Source organism: Sphingomonas faeni (genome assembly GCF_040407495.1).
Classification (GTDB): domain Bacteria; phylum Pseudomonadota; class Alphaproteobacteria; order Sphingomonadales; family Sphingomonadaceae; genus Sphingomonas; species Sphingomonas faeni_D.
Genome location: NZ_JAPZPP010000006.1, coordinates 201154 through 222716, shown reverse-complemented (window position 1 = coordinate 222716; position 21563 = coordinate 201154). Strand labels below are relative to the sequence as shown.

The following is a 21563-nucleotide window of genomic DNA, read 5'->3' as shown; positions in this document are numbered from 1 at the left end:
TCATTTTGGCAGGGTCGTAGGGTTTCTGCAGGCCAACGATATCGTCGTAGGTTCCACGCAGCCAGGTATCGATGTCGGCAGGGTCCAGGATCGTGATCAGGGACGGAACCGGCTGTGCCGCACAGTCGCTGCTCACGTATCATAAACTGGTCATGGATCAGGCGCGCCGTATCCTGGCGTCGCCATAGAAACCGTCGAAGCAGCCTCCCATCTAACGGCTCATGACCAATAGCATTCTTCATCTCGGGCTGATGGAAGACACAGAGATCGAGCTTGATCTGGCCGCCCTGGAACTCGCAGCGCTCGATCACCCCGGTGTCGATCTCGATGAATATATCGACGAGCTGACCGACATAGAAATAGCCCTGCGCGCTGCTGACGGCGACGCAGTGAGCAGCGCTGCTCAGGCTCAAGCCCTGAGCAGCGTGATGGGCGAAGAGTTTGGGTTCTCTGGCGACCGGGTGCACTACGACGATCCGCAGAATGCGGATTTGATCGCCGTCGTCGATCGACGGCTCGGCCTGCCGATCAGTCTTTCGATTATCTATGTGGCGATGGCACGACGCCTCGGATGGTCGGCGATGCCGCTCAATACCCCCGGCCACGTCCTGGTCCGCCTTGGCGACGCGTCGGATGCGCTGATCATCGATCCCTTCAACGATGGTCACATCGTCGCCCCTGAACAGGTGGAAGCCTTGTTGGAGCAGATGACGGGCCAGGCCCGGTTTTCCGACGGGATGCTTCCCCTGTCGAACCGGTCGGCGCTCGTCCGCCTGCTGCTCAACCAGGCGACCCGTGCCGAGCAGGCCGGGGATCCCGCACGCGCGCTGGTCCTGTACGAGCGTATGACGATCGTGGCACCTACGCATGCCCATGGTTGGTGGGAGCGCGCCAGACTTCAGCTGGTCGCAGGTGATGTGGCCGGCGCCCGCAGCAGCCTCAGTGCGATGCTGGAGATCACCCGGGACGACGATCTGCGCCTGCAGGTATCGGCAGCGCTCGATGCCCTTCCCCGGCCGACGCCGTCATGAATATTGCGGTGGATCGACTCTAGCCGTGATGCCTTATCCTAAGCGCGTCCATTGGCGCTCATGCCAGGCCCGGGACTGAACCGCGTCTCCGAAACGCCAGAACCGGGTCTCGCGTGTGTGGGGACCTGCGCGGACGAGCGTCCAGCACTCACCCGTCGGCAGCTCCACGACGCGGTGAATGTGCGCAGCGTCGACATGGTAGGTTTCGCCAGGGAGACGGTGAACCAGTTCGCTGTGCCAACCGCCGTTTGGATCCAGGTGGAACACCTCTTCAACATATCCGCCATCGAGAATCTCGGTGTCGAAACTCCAGGGGTGGTCATGCGGCGTCGCGTGCGGTTCTTCCATCTTGAACCGGTGCAGTGCGCGTCCGTCATCCAGATGGTATTTGGTAAAAGCCCGCGACATGCGCTCGACGCTGACGATCCGCGTGCCTTAGCTAGCATCCGATGGGCGGGTTGCGGACTTGCCGCGAGCTTTTTTCGCTTTGCCAGTCGCCGCGGCTTTTCGCTTACGTTGGCGACCTACGGCGAGTCGCTCGCGCCCTTGCGGCGTCCCTGCAACGTCGATGACATAGACGTCGATGAAGGGGCGCCGCTCCATCGGCACACGCGCTACCAGCATCTCGCGCAGCTGCTCGGGCGTGAGCGGCGCAGTGCCGTCCTCGGGATGCGCCGGCAGATTGTAACCGGGCACGTCGCCGAACCACAGCACGATGTAGACGCCACGACCTTCTGCTCGCCAGTCGATCGTATATTGAGCGTCGAGTTGCTCGGAGGCCGCGGCCCATACCTGCGTATGCCACTGCCCCTTGATCTCGACCGGCAGGGCCATCTTATCGAGGCGCAAGGCGATGTCCGCTCGGGTCGTGCCCGGCATCTGCTCCTCCGGCGCAAAGCTGATCGCATCCGGCAATTCGTTCGAGAGTTGGCCGATCAGCCGGTTTCGACAGTAATTTTCCTCGTGCGGACGGTCGCGGTCCCAATAGACCACCCAGCTGTCGAGATTGTCGCCGGCGAGCTTTGCGTTCAGTTCGCCCAGCCGGTCCGCGAAAAACGCGCGCAGGTCGTCGAGCGACTTAGGAGGGGTTCCCGTTGCAGCCGCCTTGAGCTGGTCGAGCGTGGCGGCGGTGTAGTCGTGATCGGCTTGGACACGACGCTGCTGGGCGGCAGCATGCTTAAGGTCGTCCAGGTAGCCGTAATCGCTCGCCTCCATCAGCGATGCTAGCATTTTACCTGCGGCCGCTGTGGGCAACGCCGATAGGGCGGCGATGCATTCTTTGAGGAAATCGGTGGCTTGCCAGGGGTTAGTGTCCCCATGCGACACGCCCTCGGGCCGCTCGAGGTAGCGCCAGGTGGGCGCGAAGGCGCTCACGATGTATCCGAGCTGTTCGGCTGAAAGCGTCGACAATCGAGAACCTGTTGGCGTCTGGATCACTGAACGCAGGTTCCACAGAAACTCGGGGCGGTCGGCGGCCGCAGCGCGTAGGTCGGTCTCGCGGTCAGCAAAGTCGGCCATGAAATCCAACGCCAGCCACAGGAATAGGGCATCGATATCGGCGCAGGTTTGGGCGCGACATTGGACAACCGTCTGGCGGATATCAGCGAGATCACCGGCGAGCACTGATGGAACAAGTCCGCTCATGATGGTCGCAGGCATCATGGGAAAGCGGGATAGCCATTCGCGACATAGCTGCGCGGCGAGCGGTACCATCGGCAGCAGGTGAGTCAGATAGTAAAGGTCGTAGACGTGGCGAGCATTGGCCTCGAGGTCCGGTTCGATGCTTGTGCGGTAGAATTGCTCCTGATCCTCTGGCGTGCCCAGACACAGATTGACCAAAGCGTCCTCAATGCCGAGCGAGTCTTCGGTGTTAGACGCTGGATCGCGCCGCCAAGCCATGAAGACGCTGTCGATATTCTGGCGGGGAAGGTCCGAAAGCGGCTGACCGGTTCTCAGCATCTCGGACACCCCGGCGATCAGCACCGTTTCGATTGGGTAGCTTTTGCCCTTTGCGTGGGCTTCGGCGATCTGGCGCGCCGTCGGGAGGTCCGCGCGCCTCAGGCTTGCGGCAAAGCCCGACAGCACGCGCTCGGCAAGCGCCGGGGTCAGGAATCCTGCCATCTTCTCTTCGGCACCACCTGGTAGATCATTCACATAGTAGTCGAGGCCGCGGTAGGCGTCGGCGGCCTCTGCGAGTACGGCGGATCCCGCGTCGACATGTTGAAGATTGTCGGTGATCCATGCGCGGTGGTCAGCAAACGCTGCCTCGCGCTCGGCATCCCGCTCGGCCTCCCACGCCGCATCCTTCGGATCTCGCGTATCTTCGATCGGCCTGGAATAGCGCTCGATGACATCGAGACGCAGCGGATCGTCGCCTGCGGTCTCTTCCGCTGCCGCGCGGAGAGACGGTGACAGCCCTCCGCGTCGCCGCCCCATCCAGAGGAGTGTGTCCCAGATTTCGGTGTCCGGAGTGGCAATATTTTCCCGGTGGCGCCAGGCCCGCAAAAGGACTGCGCAATCCTCTTCATCGGGGTAGAGACCGAGGGGAACGTCACCAACCCGAAATGAAAGCTTCCGCAGCTCCTTAGCGCTGACAGCAAGCAGGATCTCGGCCTGAACGGCCTGTCGCAGTGTTGATTCGCCGGCGAAGAAATCCCTGATTTTCTTCGGGGCCTTGTCGTCATAACCGCGTTGCCCGCGCAACCAGCTCGTCCAACGCCCGAGCTGCTCTGCCGAAGGCGCCGGCGCATATTCGAGGCGTCTGGCAAGAATGGAGAGTGCGAAATCGACCAGCGCCATGCGCTGGTGGTCATGGCGACGCACCATCGTGCCGTACTCTGCGATGACATCGAGCCATTTCTCCAACTGCGCTGAGGGCAGTTCGAGAAGGTGTTTGCTGGGAAACAGCGACTGATGAGATTTTCGCGTCGCCTTGCTGGCCGGACTCAGTGTCAGGCCCAGGTTGCACAACAGGATCGGCACCGCCAATTCCGGCGTGATATCCCGGACGGCCATGCTGACAGCGGCATTTGCCGCATTCCGCAGAGAACCGCTGTCACCGAGTTCGGCGAGGGCCTTTAGGAGGACCGGCCAGTCGGTCACGGCGCCGCGTTCGTTCAGGATCGCAAGGGTCGTCCCGCGCTGATGGTACGATCGCTTCGGATCGAGAAGCATCGCGCGCAATTCGCTCTGGAGAAGCGTGCCGAGTTCGGTACCCTGCATCGCCTCGATCAGCAGGGCACCAAGCATATGGTGTTCGCCAGGCGCGTTCAGGAGCGCGAGCAATTCGTCCTTCAATTCGACCCGGGCGAGGCCCCGCGCTGACTGGCGCGACCAATCTTCTGCCCGGAAAAAGGGGTCCTCATGCGACAGCGCGGCGAGTGCGCGCAGCAGCGCGCGAGCCGTCGGCAGCGGCAGGCCGTCGACATCGCCATAGCGAAGGACACCGTACGGATCATCGCTCACGCAGGTCATGCCGAGCTCGGGCGAGAAACCGGCGAGCCAGGCGTTCACCGCGCGCAGCGACGTCGGCACCGATCCACCCTGACGCAGCAAGGCAACGACCCGCCTGGCGGACTGTCCCGAGGACACGCACCGCGCGAGCCACTTGGCGGCAAGATACTCGGCCACGACGCGGTGGACCGGGACCAGGAGGTTTTCACCTTCGCCCTTGAACAGCCTTGTCTTGATGGCCTCATCGAACTCGGTCGCAAAGGGCAGCGAACGCATGCTTGGGCGTGAAAAATACGCGGATGGGAGGTCTCCCACCGCACCGCTGAACACGCCGAGCTTGTCGCACAGCAGGAAGGCTGCGGCTGCGGCGCCGGTCGAGAGCATCAGCTCTTCCGGGTCGCAGCCGGCATGCGGCCTGTCCTTGTGGCGATCATTGGCTTCCAGAACAAGTTTGGGGCAAGCCTGGGCGAGAAGCCCGCCGCGGGTTGCTGGCAGTGCGCCACCATCGAGCGCCACCTCGCCAAGCAATTGCAGCGTCAGCGGATTGCCATAAATGTCATGCAATCCCCGATCGATCAGATGGGTGAGCACCTGCTCGGCGTCGAGTTCGGGAAAGCGTGTCTCCAGAAACCGCGCTGCGTCGTCTCTGTCGAATGGTTGGAGCTCCAGCATCGTGGCGTCGCGTCCATAATCATCCTTGATCCGGATCCGATCGGCGGCGCCCCGCCAGTCGGCCGCGCGGCAGGACAGTATGAAGTCGGGATTGTCGAGTTCCGACAATTTGGCCAGCACCGCCTCGATGCCTCCGCCCTCTGCATTTGACGCGACTTCGTCAACGCCATCGATGACGATCCGCGTTACCATGCCGAGCTTCTTTGCGGGGTTGGCCATTCGCACCAGCTGCGTCGCTCGAATGAAGATCGCGCCGTCGATACCCTCGAAAGACTCCATCAGAATCGACTTGCCGGCCCCGGGATCGCCGACGATTACGAGAGGGCCCTCGAGCGCCATCACTTCGCTTTGGTGAAGCACGACCTCGACATCTTTCGGCGGGTCGATCCGCTGCAGCTTGCGCGCGATCGGACGGGGCCCGGCTTGGTCCGGGCCATTCAGATTGAGATCCTCAACCAGCTCGCTTTTTGTTTCCGCTTCGATATCGGTCATGAAAGGGGAATAGCCGGCTCGGCGCCCAGGCGCCATTTCTTACGGGAAACCATGCGCGACCTGCTACCTACCGCGCCCCGTGGCCAGAGCTGTAAGCAGGGGGGCGGCTCTAGTCCGTGCCGTCCGGCGTACCGGAGCCACCCGACGATGCGCGCGTGGTGTAAAGAAGCAGCAATGGACCTTCGACAGCGGGAAGAGCTGTCGTTATCGTGAGAAGAATGCTTGTGACAAAGGCCATGACCGTCTCGGCGGCGGAAGCGATGCTTTCCGGGCTGGCGCGCGACGCCTCCAGCGGACCCATCAGGCTCCCCACGAAGGGGCACCACCACCATGCTGGGGGTGAGGCCGCAGTGGTCCAAGCGCTGATCACATGGGCGCAGTCGATCCGCCACCCCGCGCTCCAGACATACGTGCCGAATGCCGAAGACCCGGATGGGCAGATGACGACCCTTACCCGGCAGTTCTTCGGCATCGCCGCGGCGCTGTTGTGCGACCGGGCGAGCGCGGTCGACGGCGCAGTCATCTCGGAGGCACTGCGCGCGCAAGCGCTGGCGCGCCTCGACGTGATTCAGAGCGAACGGCCGCGCGAGGCATCGCGCGGGCCCCAATATGAGGTGCTGTGCGTCGATCACCTCGACCGCGCGGCGCCCCGTCTGCTCTACGACCTCGACCTCGAGGGACAGCCGTCGCTGAAGGGAACGAGCGCCTTCATCGAGGTCGCGCGTCAGATAGACCGGACCATAGTTCCAAGGGAGCTATCGTCCTCCATCCCACCATCATTCACCGACGCGGTCGGCGGGGCTCTCTACGAGCTGTTCCGCAACACCGAGGACCATGCCCGTGTCGACGAGCGGGGGGACCGGCTTGGTCGTTCGATCCGCGGCGTACAGGCCAGGCGGCACGCAATCCCTCAGGCCAAGCTCGCTGAGTTCGTCGGCACGTCGCCCCCGCTTGCGGCATACTGCGCGAGACTTCGGCCGCCGCGGGCGACCAACAAGGACCTCCAGCTGATCGAGATCTCGGTAATCGACAGCGGCCCCGGCTTCGCCGCCGCGATCACCAAGCGGCCCTTGGCGGAGTTGACGCCGGTGGAGGAAGCCGACGCGGTCCGCCGCTGCTTCCAGAAGCACGCCACCGGCAAGACGACCTCGCGCTCGGGTCTCGGGCTGCCGAACGTCGTCGACATCCTCCGGGAGCACGGCGGTTTCATGCGCCTGCGCACAGGCCGCCAGTCGCTCTACGCCGACCTGAGCCTCGAACGCCGGACGCCCTACGGTACGCTTCCCGAGTTCGTCACCTGGCCGTCCGAACGCGAGACCTTCCCACGCGCGTCCGGCACCCTCCTCACGATCCTGCTTCCGCTCGTCGTCGAGCCGTGAAGTACCTCTTCGTCCATAGGTTCGACCGCATGGTAGGAACGGCGGCGCGCGACACGCTGGTCGCGTTCGTCGGTCCGCGCGAGCTCGACGTCGGCGCGATGGTCGGCGAACTCGAGAAGGAAATTGACGCGCGCCTCGTCCCGGACGAACTCGTCATCCTCTGCCGGGAAAGCGTGGCGGGCGAGATCGTGCGCTCCTTCTCCGCGCCCGGCCCCTTCCGCCGGCTCCAGGAAAGGCTGCTGAAGCGAACGCCGGTCACCCTCATCTCGTTCGGTGGCAACGGCTTTGAATTCCGGCGCATGCCGCTCGACGACGGCGAGCACGTGTCGGACGTGGCCCTGACCGACCTGCTCAGGCGCGGTGCGACATCGATCTTCCGGGACCACAAGGGCTTCGTGGAGTCCACGAGCGCGTACCACTTCCGCAACCCGTCGGGTCGGCACACCGGCCGCTTCATCCGCCTGTCCAACATTCTCGTGCGGCAGTCGGAGATCACGTTCGTCGCGCTGTGCGCGTTGCGACACATACCCGAGGACACGTCGGTCGTGTACGTCGACACGCCATCGCTCTTCGCGCTCGTCGCCGCGATCAACGATCTGCGCGCGTCTGAGGATGCACTGCCGCCCGTGCTGGTCGACAGCTTTAGGTCCTACGACGGCGTCGACACCTACGCGCACTTCCGCACCGGCGGCGCGGTCGCGCTCGTATCCGCATCCTCGAGCGGCAAGCTCGCGAAGCGGTTGGTCCAGAGAGGCTTCGACAGCCGCAGGATCGTGCACGTGCTCTTTCTCGGCGAAAAGCCGGAGACTCTGGTCGCGGCGGTTGACCTAGCATTCGATCGGCAGAATAACCCAGGCGGCTTCATCCGAACGGTGGAAGCCGACAGCGGTGCACCCTGCTCGATGTGTGCCAACGGATCGATCGCCATCCCGATCCAGGGGGATCAGTTCGACATCGCCGGCCCGCAACCCGAGCCGCTCGTCATCAAGCGGACGAAAGAGCATGCGGCGCTCTCGGCCACGATGGCCCGGCACGCCGGCACCGGCACGTTCCAGATCAACGCCGGACGACCGACCCGTCAATTCGCGATCGACGCGGAGAAGGTCGCCACGTCTGAAAGCGCGGAGAAGAGGCTCGCGTACCTCGCGGCCGCAAGCATCCCGGCCAAGCTCGGGCACTGCATCGTGGCGAACGCCGAGTCAGCGCCTTTCGCTAAGCGGGTGCTCGATGCCGCGGACAGCGCCGCTCCCATCCTCACGCGCGAGGAATTCGAGCAAGCCCGTGCAGCGGTCGAGGACGCATTCACCGATCCGATACTCGTCGTGTCCGCAGTCGTCGGAAGCGGCCGTCAGTTGCTGGACCTCAGCCGGATGCTGAGGTCGTGCCCCGAGGCGCCGCTCCTCTACTTCGCTGGGCTCGTCGTGACCGAGAGCACCGAGCGCACCCAGACCCTCACGCGCAATCTCGCGCTGACCCATAACGCCGCCGAGCACCCGCTGATCATCGTCGATCAGATCAACCTGCCCGGCTTGGCTGCACCGAACCCGTGGGACCGGGAACTTGCCGTCTTCGACGAAACGGCGAACCGGAGTGTGCCGATCTCAGCGGAGATCGAGCAGCGCCGAGAGCGCCTTCGGCAAACCTCGGTCGGATTGGAGCAGGAGTTGTTCCTGACCAACGCGCCGGGCGATCCACTCAAGATCCAGCGCGGCTTCGCGTTCTGGCCGGAAGGCCTGCCCGACAAGGCGAACACGCAGGCGGACGTGTTCTTCACGATCGCCTCCATCCTGCAGGGTCTCAGGACTGGCGAGGGCCGGAACGACAGGCAGACGCTGAGGACTGAATGGTTCTACCGCACGCTACTCAGCCCCGAGAACTTCGGACGGTTCAACGACGCGGTGATTCAGGCGAGCCTGCTGCGCGCCGCCCGTCCGTCCGAACTCGATTACACGGACAATGCGCAGACGAGCGCGGAAGCGGCACGGGTGCTCCGCCGCATCCTGGAGAGCGCCACCACGCCCCGCGGCGAGGCTGCTGCCGAGTTCCTGGTCGCCCTCGCGACGGGGCGACTGAGGGTGGCGAAGGACGACCTCGCGACCGTGCTCGACGGCCTGCCGCCGCAGACACCGCTGGTAGATGAACTCGTCGCTCTCTGTCGATCGCGGCTGCTTCCACCCTGACCCATCGGATGGAGTTGCGCGAAAAATCCATTTTCCAGCACGTCGGGCGCAGTTGGAAAGTCAAACGGATCGTTAAGGTCCTCCGGCAGGGAAAAGCCGATCGTGTTGTGCTCGAGTACCGCCCTCAGGCTGGCGAGACTCATATATTTGTAAAGACGCATCGGCCGCTAAATCCTCGACAGGTCCATATCATACACCACTCGCGGACCGACACGGGCCCAGAGCCGCATCCCCACGGCGAGAGATTGCAGGCAGACTAGGCATGGAAACGGGCCGAGACGTGTCAATCGAGCACCCGCACTTCGCCATTGGCGGCTGAGCCGGATACTATGAGCGCCTCGTGCGATGACTGCTGGGACGCTAGGTAGCGCTTTTGCTTTTCCGCACGATCGGCCTTTCTTTCGGTCAGATGGCGCTCAACCGTGTATTCGGGTTCCGGGTTGGGTGCCGGCTTCAGGCGACTGGATTTGCGGATCCTGTCAGCAAACGACAGCGCAGCAAGGCCTTGATCGATTAGCTGGACAATCCGTGCCGGCGCTCCAACGCTCCTTCCACCATAAAGCGCCTTGAGCGGCGGCGGCCGTGACTATGGCTGTTCCTAGGATCGTCAAAAACGGCATTTCAGGCTCCCCAAGCCTCGGCGAACAATTCGGACGGTGGGGTGCGACGAGCGCGAAGTCGAGATCTTTGAGCGAGCATCGACGCCTGAACGAACTGCCGCTTACCGCGAGTCACCGACCGAAACCGGCCAGTCCGGTTTCCACCAAAGGCGGATATGCGGTCCTACGTCTCGGAAGCTGCTACCGTATCCACCCTGGGGACGAACTTGTAGACGGTGCCTCGAGAGATGCCGAGTTGGCGAGCGACGTGTGCGGGCTTCATACCGTCGGCGATCAACTTACGCACCGCGTCGGGATCAATACGCGGCTTGCCGCCTTTGTAGACGCCCCGTGCCTTCGCTGCCTCGATACCTTCGAGTTGCCGTTCGCGTCGGAGGTTCGTCTCGAACTCTGCAAATACGCCGAGCATATCAAGAAACGCTTTTCCCGCTGCCGTGCTTGTATCGATCGGTTGCTCGGTCGCCTTAAGAGCGATCCCCCTGCCCTTCAGCTCATACACAATATCCTGCAGATCTTTCATCGACCGAGCGAGCCGGTCAATGCGGGTCACCACCAGAGTGTCGCCTTTGCGAAGGAAGTCGAGCAAGACTTGCAATTCCGTCCGTGCGCCGCGCTCGCTGCCCGATTTCTTCTCCGATCGGATGGTCTGGCAGCCAGCGGCCCGCAGCGCCGTTTCCTGTATCCCAAGATCCTGCTCGGAGGTCGATACGCGCGCGTAACCAAAAAATGTCATTGGACCCCCATCTGTTCAGTCAGGTTCTAGACCGCTTGCACGGAGTGTTCAATCTCTATGAATATGACCCTGATTGAACAGGAACAGTGTTCATCACGGTGTGTTCACTCACGGTATACTCCAGCGAGACGGCAGGACACGGCGGGTCTCCCCGGTCGTTCAGGTCCCACGCCGGCCCTTGCAAGCCCATGTTATGTAGTATCATCGACACACAGGCCGCGGCTTCCAGGCCCAATGTCCCCGGCGGTTCACGACCGGGCCGGACCGAAGCGCCAATGTCCTCCACGAAGGCCGCCAGTCCCCTCCAGGTCCCTATGCTTGGCGGCGCTAACAGGCTTCCGGTCAGCATCACGGCGTGGCGAAAACCCTCGCTTTTTCAGACATTTAGGGTCCCATTTGGGTCCCCTCCCACCCAGCCGGGGGAGCCCATTGCGATCATTGCCAATCGGGTTCGAAATCGACAGCTTCGCTCGCGCCGCCACAGCGCCAGTCCGACCCTGTGCACACCCGCCGGCCCCCTAAGGATCGCCCTGGATAGAACCGATTATTTCTCAGGCGCCGACGTGCTTCTCTTGCCCGCCAGTCGCAAAAGGTCCTGCCGGTCTCTGAGGACGACGAGGCGGGTGGCTGGTTTGCAATGACGGACCGGGGGAAGGCGTAGGCTCAGGGGGCCGAAGCGTAGTTTCCCTGTAGAGAGCAGGCAAGAACCCTATTCAGCCAATGATCGTCTTCTTCTGACTTAATATGCGAGTTCATTAATCTCTTTAAAATAGGCTTCTTGTGCCATCTGATAAAGCGTATCAAAACTTTCCCACTGCATCTTCAGGGATAGCGGGGCGCTTGGTCTGTCGTCGCACTTCGATCGCGGCAAAGGTTCCCGATTGACATGTAGATCGTCACTGCCCCTACGGGGCGCGGAGTATCTCCCTGACCATTGAAGAACCTGATGCGCTGACCGGAGGTGGTCTTCCTGCTGCAATGATGTCTTGGGTAGCTAAGCCATCTTCCACATTTGGGGAAGGTTATACGTACTAGGAACAGAAGCGTGGCCTTCTCTGTAATCTTGTTTCTGCGCGAGTGCCGCCTTTATGATGAGTTCGAGCGCCAGACTGCTTTCGCGTAGCCACCCCCAAAATAAGGCCGATTTGGCACCTTCCACCTCCCCGCCAATTGGTGACGGGTCGATGGGGACGCCGGATCGCATGGACCACATACAAAACGCTAGATACCTCGCACCGTCCGCCTTACTCCAGAACCCGAGTGCGGAACGCCGTATCCATTCATATGAATCAGTCTCTGCTGACATCTGCTCTCGGACCTAGCTGATTGGCAGATCATTCAACTGGGGGCGGGCGGCCTTTGCAATACCCTACACGGCGGATCGCTTCGTTCTACGATCTGCCACAGCTCGCCCGCACCGTCGCCGACCGGGCACCGCAGGACGCCGTGGTCGGTGGGGCATTTCGATCACGGGTCCCCTGGCCGCCCTCGGGGGGAGCCCGTGGCAATCGTGGTCAATCGGGTTCGAAATCGACGGCTTCGCTCCCGCGCCCACGGCGCCAATCCGACCCTGTGTAAGCGATCGCCTGCGCCGTCTCTCAGGCATCAGGTTCGCAATTCGAGATTACGCGGCAGCAAGGGCGACGTCGCTCTTGCAAATTGCGGATTGGAGGAGGTTGCGATAGGGCCGATTTGTTCGATTCAAAACCGTTTGGCAGCGAACGTAGATTGATCTCGGCGTTTACTTTGAAGCCTCAATTATAAAAACTATCTTGCTGGCAGCTAGATGCAGTGCGTAGGCTGCAACGTAAGACGGTACGACTTTAGGTGCCGCTCCCTGACCATGTGCGGCATCGTTGTCGCGGATTTTCGGTAGCCCAGATTGTATAGTTGCGACCAGTTGGTCAAATGATGTGTCAAGATATTCTGGCCACAGCTTATTTGCCCGTGCAACCTTCATGAGATCGCTGATTCTGGCTCCTTTTGTGTAAGGCCAGCCCTTAATTTCAAAGACCGCTTTTAAAGTGCTTTCTAGAGAGTTCGCCGCCATCGCGACGGCTTGGCGATGCTCGCCTTTGCGGTAGTGACTGTGTGCCTGCGTAAATTCCTCACGAGGTCCTGCGTATGCTGGCCCATTTAAAAGGCTTAGAGCAGGTTTAACCACCTCGGCATGGATGTACTGGCTGTCGATTCGCAGTAAATTACCGCTCTCATACTGGTATCCTAAAGTAGCCTGCCGGAGGCGGTAGTTAATCTCGTCGATAGCATCAGCACCTGATCCCTCTACTTCCCACTCTGAGCGGTGGCCATATTGGTTCTGATGCCCGGCAACCATGATCGCTTTGCAAATTAGTTCAAGTAGATCGAGCCAATCCGTAATATTAGCCTTACTCATAAAGCTAATGATGCGAGACCCAGAGTGTTCTTCCGTCGATATTTTATAAATGCCCTTTTCTCGACAATACACCTTCTCGATGCCCGTCCAGAGCGAGTTCTCAACGTCGGGGAAGCCGTAAGAGCCGCCCGATCGCGCAACTTTTCCAATCGCCTGAATTGCAATCTGAGTTATTTGCACCCGCAAAGGGCTGGAAACTTGTGTGTATTGATAAACGTCGTCAGCGCCCGAACGGGCCGCGTCCGCCTGTCGTTTCGAATACAAGTCCCAGATCGCCATTCTACCCCCCCAATTTTTCGTTGGCTTAGCCGGGGGGCGAGGCCTTGTCCAAGATCGTCCGACAACTTTGACTGCTACACCGCATGGCTGACAATTCGCTCCGTCAGGCGAGCACCGATCTTGAAGCGGTGATGGCCTAGCCAAAACTAACCAAGAAACGTTCGCTTCTAAGTCACCTCGTCCACCGTCGCATCGCAACCAGGAGCGAAGATGAGGGCTGGCCGCGCCTTCTCCCTGCCCTCTCAGTCGGCCTATGGCCAGTCAACAGCCTATAAGTTTCCACCGTCACCCCTTGGAACGATAGGGCGCAAGGTCCGAGGCGCTCCTCGCTGCTGCCCGGTCGACTTACCCTATCGACTTCAACGACGACCCGTACGCGCTCTTCCGTGAACCTCACATACCCTCAGCCTCCTTCGGGACGCTGGGGGTTCTTTTTTCGACTTCACGCCGACTCGGCAATGCATAGGATGCCGGCATGGATACCGAACGCCCCCAACCGGCCCTGAGGGCTTGGCAGGACTGCCTAGTCGACACGATCCTAGAGGAGCTGGCCCTGGGCATGAACGTCCGCATCGTCCTCCCCGGCACTTCGTCACCGATGGCTGTCGAGGATGCGCGTGTGGAAGGCGCTCTCGTCCTCCTCAGCGATCAACCGGGCACCCGGTATTATCTCGGGTCAATGGCAGGCGTTACGCTCATGGCGGCCCCTCTGGACGGGAGAGGGACGGGAACGTGGCGACCGCACTCCTGGACGCCCACGATGAACATCGACTGATCCCACGATGGACGTCGAGACCCTGAGGGCTTGCGCCAAGATCGCCAAGTTACGGGCAGACCGCGCTAGGCTCGACCAGTCGCACCTGGGAGACCGCAGGGATGGCCTGGAGCGCCTTGGAGCATCCCGTGCCCTCGACCAGCTCGCCGCAGACCTGGAGGCAGCCGCAGTAGCCTTCGAAGCCGATCCGTCCGGGGTCGATCCCGAGGACGACGACCAGTAACCGCAGGCCTCCTCGCGTTACCAGGGCCGTATTGGTCAAGTAGTACACCGCAGAAAGCCAAGGGGCGACCGAATGACCGGCTTCGCCCAATTGCCGGTCGCCTACCAGCAACTATAGATTGCTCTGAAGCAGCCGCTCATTCATCTATAAACGTGGCGCTACAATGCGCCTCGTATAAGAGTGTGAAAATGGAAATATTGATGTTGATCTGTCTGGTCGCCGCATTGCTCGGCTGGGTAGCGCCGCGACTGTGGCAATCGCGGTCTTTTTTAGCGGTGATGCTTGTCGTTTCTGTCCCCGTATTAGCTCTATACGTGAGGTACGAGGCTTTCGCCCGCGTCAACGACTGGGAAGGCATGGGGGCAATGGCGCTTATAGCCCTATGCCTCATCTGGATCGTCGTCAGCTTTACGGCCGGCATGGTGTCCATCCGCTCAAAGCGGCATGTCCGTTAAAGAGGCTTCGATCTCCAAAGCTGCCAGTCCGCTTCCTTTCCCATTCCAGCCATTCCGCTAACGCCCAAATAGCGGACACTCCACGGGCCGGGGTGACTGCGGATCACCCGCCGGCTAGGTGAGACTGCTAATAGCGATCGGAAGTCGATCAGTCTTCAGGAGAGTGCCTGTGCTTTTTCACACCATGGTCGGATCGAATGACATTGAACGGTCCAAGCGCTTCTACGACACGGTGCTCGGCACCTTGGGTGCAGGGGAAGGGACGCGGAACATCGCCGACAGCGGCCATACACGTCTGATATACAATAACGGCAAAGGAACGAACTTCATCGTCAGCCAGCCGATCAACGACGAATCGGCAAGCGTCGCCAACGGCAGCACCGTCGCATTTTCATGCGACTCGCCCGAACAGGTGAAGCAGCTTCACGATGCCGCCGTTGCCGCTGGCGGGACATCGATCGAAGCTCCGCCCGGACCGCGCGAAACTGCTTCAATGGGCACCATCGAGCTGGCCTATTTCCGTGACCCCGACGGCAACAAATTGTGCGGAATTCATTTTCCTGCCTGATCTGTCCGACACGGGTCCGCTTCTGATTGTAGCGGACCCCGATCACGCGATCTCGCGAATGTCCGCTTTCCTGCCCTAATCGGACGTTCGGACAGCGCGGCAGGGTGCGGCAGGGCCGTTCGGTCCCTCGCCGTCCCGCGAATGTTTGGCGTGTACCAGGGGGGCGTCCAAAAGGGCTTTGGCATGAGAACCGATTAGAAGACTCACTGAGTCCCATGCGGGCCCCGCCGCTACCCTTGGGACATGGCGACGCCTAACGCCTGTCAGTGACTCTCCCAGACGCTCCTAGCCTATCCAGGCCGGCAGGGTCTCCAGGTCCTCCAGTGTCAACACGATCCGCTGGGCCCCCGAACCGCCTGCCTGGACCTGATCGACGACGTAAATGCCGCATCCCATGTAATGGCCGGTAGTTCCCTCCCTCAGGTCGACCGAAGCGCCGCCGAAGGCCCGCAAGGTCTCCATGGCCGCCGATGTCAGCACGACCGACTGGCCCTCCTGGGACTCAGGGTCGACTTCGTCGATTACGACGACGCCGCACCCCGCGTGGTCCGCGAACGTATTCCCGTCGCCCAAGTGAAGCTCCAGGCCCCCTTCGAATACCTCAGCGGTCAGCTCCAGGACGCCCAGGTCGTCGTTCGCAATGCGTGTCATCTAGGTCATCGCTGTTCCCCGTCGTTCGTGTCATCCATCATCAAATATTGGACCCGACAGGTCCCGCCGTGCGTCCATTCAAGTTCGATAGCGCCGTTCGGCCAGTCGATCGTCGCTCGCTTAAAGACGGACCGAAGCGCTAAGTTCGCCTCCCCGTGGTCCAACGCTTCGCGGTCGACAGTAATGGCAGCTAGGACGCGGTCGGCCCTCGATCCAACAACTAGGCCGGATGCGGCGTCTCTCTTGTCCCGGAGTTTCTGGAGGTCCACCTTTGCTTCCTCCAGTTCTCGCTCCCTCTTAGCGAGCCGGGCCGTCAGCGTAGGGCTTCGCTCATGGGAGAGGTTGTCCGTCAGAGTCTCGATTTCCTCGTGCCACGCATAAATCCCGTCCTCCAGCTCCCCAATCTCCCGTTCAATCGATAGCGCCCCGGCGGCGCCCTCGCGGTCCCGCAGGATGACAGGGAGGGCTTCCAGGAGCCGACGCTCCACAAGTTCGTAGGGGACGGATTTATACTGACAACCGGCGCCCACCTTCGCCCGCGAACAGACGAAGGACGGCTTGCTCCGCGAGCCCTTATTGACCTTCGACATCGTGGCGCCGCACGTTGGGCACGCTGTAAGGCCGGCGAGGAGATTGGAGACTGGCGCGTATGCGTGTCGCCCTCGCGCAGGGGCCCCGCGAGTCTGTGTGAGGACCTTTACGGCCCCGAAGGTCTCGGGGGACACGATGGCGGGGAAGTAGCCGTCAACGGAGTCCAGCGGCGTCCGCTTCTTCAGCAACTTGGACCCGACTTGAACGTGACTCACCACATGGGGCGTGAAGATCCCAAGGACGGCGGGATTGCTGAGGATTTTCTGTATGTAGGTGCCGTGCCAATGGGTGCTCCGGCCCCATGTCGGTATCCCTTCAAGGTTGAACGTCTTCGCGATCAAGTTCTGCCCGATGCCTTCCAGCGACATCCTGTAGATACGGCGAACCAACTCCGCGCGATCGTCGTCGAGGACGAAGACGCCCGCTTCCCGGTCGAGCCGGACCCAGGCAGGCGCTCTGCTCGTGAAGGGTTTCTCTCTGATCTGATCGACCTTCCGGCTCCAAGCCTCCTTCAGTCGCCGCGACTTCACCGCGCTCTCTTCGTTCGATCGCATGAACCCCATGATGGAATACATCATGCCCATCGGGTCGCGCCGAAGGCCTTCCAGAGAATAGACGCGCTCATCCAATAGCGTGACGACCGTTATTCCGCCTTGGATCATATTCGAGAGGAGGGTCTGGGCATCGAAAGCGTGGTCGCGGCTGATCCGGTCCAGGCTCTCAACCAGGAGGAAACTCCCTTTAGGGACATGCCCAACCCGGACAGCCTCCAGAAACTCTCCGAGCATCCCGACATTCGCATTGCTGCTACGGAACGCGGAAACCCCAAGGTCCTGAAAGGTCAGGCTGTCGTCCAGGACAAGGCCGTGTCGGCTCGCATAGCTCTCGGCCAGCGCCGTCTGTCGACGTAGGCTATCGCCCTCCAACTGCTCCGGCGTACTAAAGCGAAGGTATGAATAGGCGCGGGTGCCGCTATCGGGTGTCAACTTTTCCATCAACTTCCGCTATCTAATGACGGGGTCTCCAGTCAATAACAGGTTGATGGTGGGTCCGCCTGGGTCTGGGAAGTCGCTGATGGCATCCTGTCTTCCCGGTATCCTGCCACCGCTCGACCCTGCCGAAGCGCTGGAAGTATCTATGGTCCAGTCGGTCGCTGGTACGCTGACCGGCGGGCGCCTGACCCGCACAAGACCCTTCAGAGCGCCACACCATTCCGCGTCGATGGCAGCACTCACCGGGGGCGGTGTGAACGTCTTGGGTCTCGTTGCACTAGCTTGAGTGCTGCTGCACAGGGCGGGGCTTCCTTGCACTAGCAGCGAGAGAAAGACATTATGCCCGGGTGCTCATATCACGTCCCTTGAACTCGCTGAGAAGGTTGCCCGGGCAGATCAGTCACTTCTTTGCCCCATTCGTCTAGGCCATGGCCCATACGGGTTGAGCCAGCGTCGGGTGAGGCGCTTTCATCGTGGCTTACTCGCATCGGGAACTTGCACGATGTTAGTTTCGAGCAGCTGGTTCAAGAATACTTCGGATACAGCGGGAGTTGGTCCGAAATTAATTTTACGAGCGATCTAAATCTTTTGCAGAATATCTGCAGATTAAGTCGCGTAGAGTTTAATAAAGTTCGTTCGATGACGTTTGATGGCGTTGTTCCATATGCATTTGGCGATAATGCAGGAGGTTTTGAGGATTACGTTCTAAGTCAGACAGTTTTATTGAAAAGCTGGAACGATCGGCCTAGACTGACACGAAATTCCCTTAAGTGGCGGCCTTGGGGTTTTGGAGATCGAGTTCGGGCCTGTCCTCGATGCGTAGGCGAGGATTGCACTATCGCCCTGCGTTTGGACTGGCTGGTTCCAGTTTCACTATCATGTGCCACGCATCAGTGCTTCCTTCAGGAATGCGTATTTTTACCTGGTCAGTATGTATTGTGGAATCAAACCTTTACAGGCAAGCCGACGCTCGAAATGGTTGAGTTAGATCGTATTTCGGGCAACGCTTTTCGCGAGGGGATAATACCCGATCAATTCATTACACCTACACGATGGTTCAGGACGCTCAGAACGTTAGTCGAAGAGCTAATCGCGCCGGGTTATGTCCATAAAGAAAAACGAAAGTTAATTGCTGAGCTTTGGCACGAATATGGAGACAGAATACTGCGTTTAACGGGAGGATCGTTTGAGCTATTACAGTGGATAGATCAGAGAGAAGTGTTGAAGGTGGCTTCTGTTGGAATAGCTCACCTAATTAATACATCATACCAAGAGGTTTTAGGGGTAGAATGGCCAATTAGATCCGCGGAAGTCAAAAAAGCAGCCCACTACCTAAAAGATGCCTTGGCAACACGAGTATGGAAAAATACTTTAGCAGATGGTGGCTATGACAGGGCGAAACGAGATTCCTCTTACGCTTCGCTACTAGGGAACATTTTATACTGGCATCGCGACTCGCAAATGGAGCGCGCATGGATGATCGAAATCTATTTGCAATCGAAAGGGGTTTCAAGTTTCTCAGCTAACGATATCAGAATGTATAAAGGATAGATTAAATGTGCCCGTTTAGGGGTCATTTGAAGCCTCCGTTTGGTATTCTTAAAGCATTTTAAAAGAATGTGTCTCATGACAATGGGCTCAAAGCCTTCGCTTTAAGAAGCGTGTGGACCGCAAGTGCTGACGTCTGAAACGCCGGACAGGGTATACCCTAAATGACGCTTCGCTTTTGCGCTGTGCAACCAGGGTCCTTCTCCTGAAAGTACATGTTCATTGGCCCACCCTGGACGTACAAGCACCAAAGGTACGCTGGTAAGCTTCGCCGGCCTGCGGCTTCGTAGGGCAGTGGCTGCGGTAGCCCAAGCGTTTCAAGTGTCCTCGAAAGCACGAACTGAGTTGCGATAGGGAGGGGAGGCGCCGGCGGGGTTGTCTTAGGCGACGTAAAACACCCGTTTGTCGCGCATCTGCGATGGCGACAGGGTTTTCCGTCATCCCTAGTACCTAGCGACGACTTTTGGGACAAAGCCGTCGTAGCAAGTCCAGCCACATCGCGACGATCTACGGGAAAGGCTGTCTGGCGCTCGGCGCCTTTCGCGCGACGGCATGGTGATCGCTCCACCGCCGTCTAGAAAGGGATAGGCTATCGAAAGAGTCTGGGTGACATCGCCCAGCAAAACGATCGATTTCGCTACTGATTTCATCATGGTAGGCCGCTTGCATGACCGCATCCGATCGCGCCGAACAGAATCTGATCCTCCGCTGTCCGGAGCCGCTCAATGCGGAAACGCCCCCGGATAAACTGATCACGTCCTTCCTGACGCCGCAGGCGAACTTCTACATCCGCAGTCACGGACCAACGCCGGAACTGGCCGACGATCATCGTATAGCGCTGGACGGCTTAGTCGACCGCCCGCGCTCCTACACGGTTGCCGAACTTCAAACGGCATTTGCGACCCGGACAGTGACCGCGACCATGCAGTGCGCCGGCAATCGTCGGGCACATCTTCAAGACGTGGAAAAGACTTCGGGCGATCCCTGGGACGTGGGCGCGATCGGCAATGCGGCTTGGACCGGCGTCGCACTGTGCGACGTACTCGCCGCGGCCGGCATCCAAGATGGCGCGTCGTTCGTCGGCACTACGGGGGCCGACGACGTGGATGTCGATGGTGAGACGGCGCCGTTCGGTGCCTCGATCTCGATCGCCAAGGCGCTAGAGCCGGACGTGCTCATCGCCTGGGGCATGAACGGCGAGGTGCTGGCCCCCGAACATGGCGCACCGCTGCGGCTCGTCGTGCCGGGCTATGCGGGCGTTCGTAGCGCCAAGTGGCTGACGCGCATCGAGGTGCGCGATCGCCCGTCCGATGCGCCGATCCAGGCCAAGGACTACAAGCTCTTTCCGGCGTCGGTAGCGAAGGAGGACGCGGATTGGGACCGGGGCCTGACGATCGAGGAGATGCCGCTCAACGCTGCGATCTGCGCCCCCGTGGACGGCGCGCATATCGGCGCCGGCGCATGCGAAATCGCGGGCTATGCGGTCGCCTTCGGCCGAGCGGTCTCGCGCGTCGAGGTCTCCGTCAATGACGGCACCGACTGGCTGCAGGCGGAACTGACCAGCCAACCGGATTCACCCTGGAGCTGGACGCAGTGGCACGTCACGGTCGATCTCTCGCCCGGGCTCCACGTCCTGGTCGTGCGCGCCGTCGACGGTGCCGGGCAGATGCAGCCCGAACGGCCCGAAGCGATCTGGAACTTCGCCGGCTATCTCTCGACGGCTTGGCATCGCATCACCGTCACCGCTGGCTGATGGACGCGCCGCACAACGCCGATCGGGCCCATGCGAAGCTCGCGGAGAGCGCGAGCTCGCTAAAGGACAGCGCAGTCCAGCAGGTGGACAGCGCTGATCGTCGCACGGAGCTTGCTGCAGACCGCACAATCCTCGCCGGCGAACGCACCTATGCCGCCTGGGTGCGTACCGGCCTGGCGGCGCTCGCTTCCGGGATCGGCGCGCGCGCGCTGCTCAAGGACGTCGTGTTCCCGTGGCTGGCGACGGCGACCGGGACGATGCTGATCCTGTTCAGCGCCTTTTGCTTCGTCGCCGCGGTGTGGCGAGAGATGGGTGCCGGCGCCCCGCCGCCACGACCGGACATAAAGCGCCTGCCCGCGGCGTTGCTCGTGGTGATGAACGGGTTTCTCATGCTCGTGTCGCTGGCCACGCTCGTCGGCATCTGGACGGCACGCTCGTAGCGCAGCGACGCCAACCGCGCTGCGAGCCGATCAGCTCCAGCAGCGCATCGGCGGCTTTCGTGCGGTATAGCTCCTTGCGACGCAGCTCGAGAACGACGCGCGGGCCGAAACCGATTGGTCCCGCATGCAACGTAACCGGAGTCGGTACATATAACGGGCTCAGATAGACGCTAACGACCGGCCGGTCCGAGCATTTGCCCGACCAACATGCCCATTGACGGTTGGGGCAAACGTCTCATAGATCGACTTTGGCAATGGATTTCTGCCGGGCAATTTGGCCGAACCGCTCTGATAAGAGCTGATGATTCCTACTTGGCGCCTTCGGGCAGCAAG

At 60.9% G+C, this 21563-nt stretch carries 16 protein-coding genes, 1 pseudogene and 1 riboswitch; of the genes and pseudogenes, 10 read left to right on the top strand and 7 right to left on the bottom strand.

Annotated features, from left to right (window positions below; all coding sequences use genetic code 11):
- Positions 1-221: 221 nt before the first annotated feature.
- Positions 222-1031, top strand: coding sequence for a SirB1 family protein (locus O6W96_RS17640; RefSeq protein ID WP_055879859.1), 810 nt, complete (start codon positions 222-224; stop codon positions 1029-1031).
- Positions 1032-1064: 33 nt separating this feature from the next.
- Here the strand turns inward: O6W96_RS17640 and O6W96_RS17635 are convergent, their stop codons facing one another.
- Both O6W96_RS17635 and O6W96_RS17630 read right to left on the bottom strand, forming a co-directional pair.
- Positions 1065-1439, bottom strand: coding sequence for a hypothetical protein (locus O6W96_RS17635; RefSeq protein ID WP_055879855.1), 375 nt, complete (start codon positions 1437-1439; stop codon positions 1065-1067).
- 27 nt (positions 1440-1466) lie between these two features.
- Positions 1467-5648, bottom strand: a complete 4182-nt coding sequence (locus O6W96_RS17630) for a hypothetical protein (protein WP_353470741.1) — start codon at positions 5646-5648, stop codon at positions 1467-1469.
- Positions 5649-5866: 218 nt separating this feature from the next.
- Here O6W96_RS17630 and O6W96_RS17625 point away from each other — a divergent pair, with 218 nt between their 5' ends.
- Together O6W96_RS17625 and O6W96_RS17620 are read left to right on the top strand one after the other, a co-directional pair.
- Complete coding sequence (locus O6W96_RS17625; protein WP_055879849.1) at positions 5867-7027, top strand: ATP-binding protein; 1161 nt, start codon at positions 5867-5869, stop codon at positions 7025-7027.
- 98 nt (positions 7028-7125) lie between these two features.
- On the top strand, positions 7126-9207 hold the full coding sequence (locus O6W96_RS17620) for a hypothetical protein (RefSeq protein WP_353470740.1): 2082 nt from the start codon (positions 7126-7128) through the stop codon (positions 9205-9207).
- Between the two features lie 783 nt (positions 9208-9990).
- Here the strand turns inward: O6W96_RS17620 and O6W96_RS17615 are convergent.
- The gene (locus O6W96_RS17615; RefSeq protein ID WP_055879840.1) at positions 9991-10560 is read right to left on the bottom strand and encodes a recombinase family protein; all 570 of its coding nucleotides are present in this window, start codon (positions 10558-10560) and stop codon (positions 9991-9993) included.
- Between the two features lie 1741 nt (positions 10561-12301).
- Complete coding sequence (locus O6W96_RS17610) at positions 12302-13234, bottom strand: STM4504/CBY_0614 family protein (protein WP_333927310.1); 933 nt, start codon at positions 13232-13234, stop codon at positions 12302-12304.
- A 475-nt stretch (positions 13235-13709) separates the two neighbouring features.
- Here O6W96_RS17610 and O6W96_RS17605 point away from each other — a divergent pair, with 475 nt between their 5' ends.
- Positions 13710-14009, top strand: coding sequence for a hypothetical protein (locus O6W96_RS17605; protein WP_333927309.1), 300 nt, complete (start codon positions 13710-13712; stop codon positions 14007-14009).
- A 49-nt stretch (positions 14010-14058) separates the two neighbouring features.
- On the opposite strand, the gene O6W96_RS17600 is transcribed toward O6W96_RS17605, so the two are convergent.
- Positions 14059-14271 carry a hypothetical protein gene (locus O6W96_RS17600; RefSeq protein ID WP_333927308.1) on the bottom strand — a complete coding sequence of 71 codons (213 nt, stop codon included), beginning with the start codon at positions 14269-14271 and terminating at the stop codon, positions 14059-14061.
- Positions 14272-14432: 161 nt separating this feature from the next.
- Here O6W96_RS17600 and O6W96_RS17595 point away from each other — a divergent pair, with 161 nt between their 5' ends.
- Entirely contained in the window at positions 14433-14687 is a 255-nt protein-coding gene (locus tag O6W96_RS17595; RefSeq protein ID WP_353470739.1) for a hypothetical protein, read from the top strand.
- Positions 14688-14856: 169 nt separating this feature from the next.
- Positions 14857-15255, top strand: coding sequence for a VOC family protein (locus tag O6W96_RS17590; protein ID WP_248524374.1), 399 nt, complete (start codon positions 14857-14859; stop codon positions 15253-15255).
- A gap of 285 nt (positions 15256-15540) precedes the next feature.
- Here O6W96_RS17590 and O6W96_RS17585 read toward each other — a convergent pair whose 3' ends face one another.
- Positions 15541-15906 carry a hypothetical protein gene (locus O6W96_RS17585; RefSeq protein WP_353470738.1) on the bottom strand — a complete coding sequence of 122 codons (366 nt, stop codon included), beginning with the start codon at positions 15904-15906 and terminating at the stop codon, positions 15541-15543.
- A gap of 5 nt (positions 15907-15911) precedes the next feature.
- Positions 15912-17492, bottom strand: coding sequence for a recombinase family protein (locus tag O6W96_RS17580; protein ID WP_353470737.1), 1581 nt, complete (start codon positions 17490-17492; stop codon positions 15912-15914).
- Positions 17493-17526: 34 nt separating this feature from the next.
- Between O6W96_RS17580 and O6W96_RS17575 the strand changes: the two are divergent.
- The 4 genes and pseudogenes from O6W96_RS17575 to O6W96_RS17560 all read left to right on the top strand — a co-directional run.
- Positions 17527-17772, top strand: a pseudogene (locus O6W96_RS17575) (ATP-binding protein); the annotation flags it as partial.
- Between the two features lie 125 nt (positions 17773-17897).
- Positions 17898-19040, top strand: coding sequence for a TniQ family protein (locus O6W96_RS17570; RefSeq protein ID WP_147079641.1), 1143 nt, complete (start codon positions 17898-17900; stop codon positions 19038-19040).
- 664 nt (positions 19041-19704) lie between these two features.
- Positions 19705-20790 carry a sulfite oxidase gene (locus tag O6W96_RS17565; protein WP_043150693.1) on the top strand — a complete coding sequence of 362 codons (1086 nt, stop codon included), beginning with the start codon at positions 19705-19707 and terminating at the stop codon, positions 20788-20790.
- Entirely contained in the window at positions 20760-21230 is a 471-nt protein-coding gene (locus O6W96_RS17560) for a YidH family protein (RefSeq protein WP_353470735.1), read from the top strand. The genes O6W96_RS17565 and O6W96_RS17560 overlap by 31 nt, the downstream gene beginning before the upstream one ends.
- A gap of 241 nt (positions 21231-21471) precedes the next feature.
- A riboswitch (Fluoride riboswitch) is annotated at positions 21472-21548 on the top strand.
- Positions 21549-21563 lie beyond the last annotated feature (15 nt).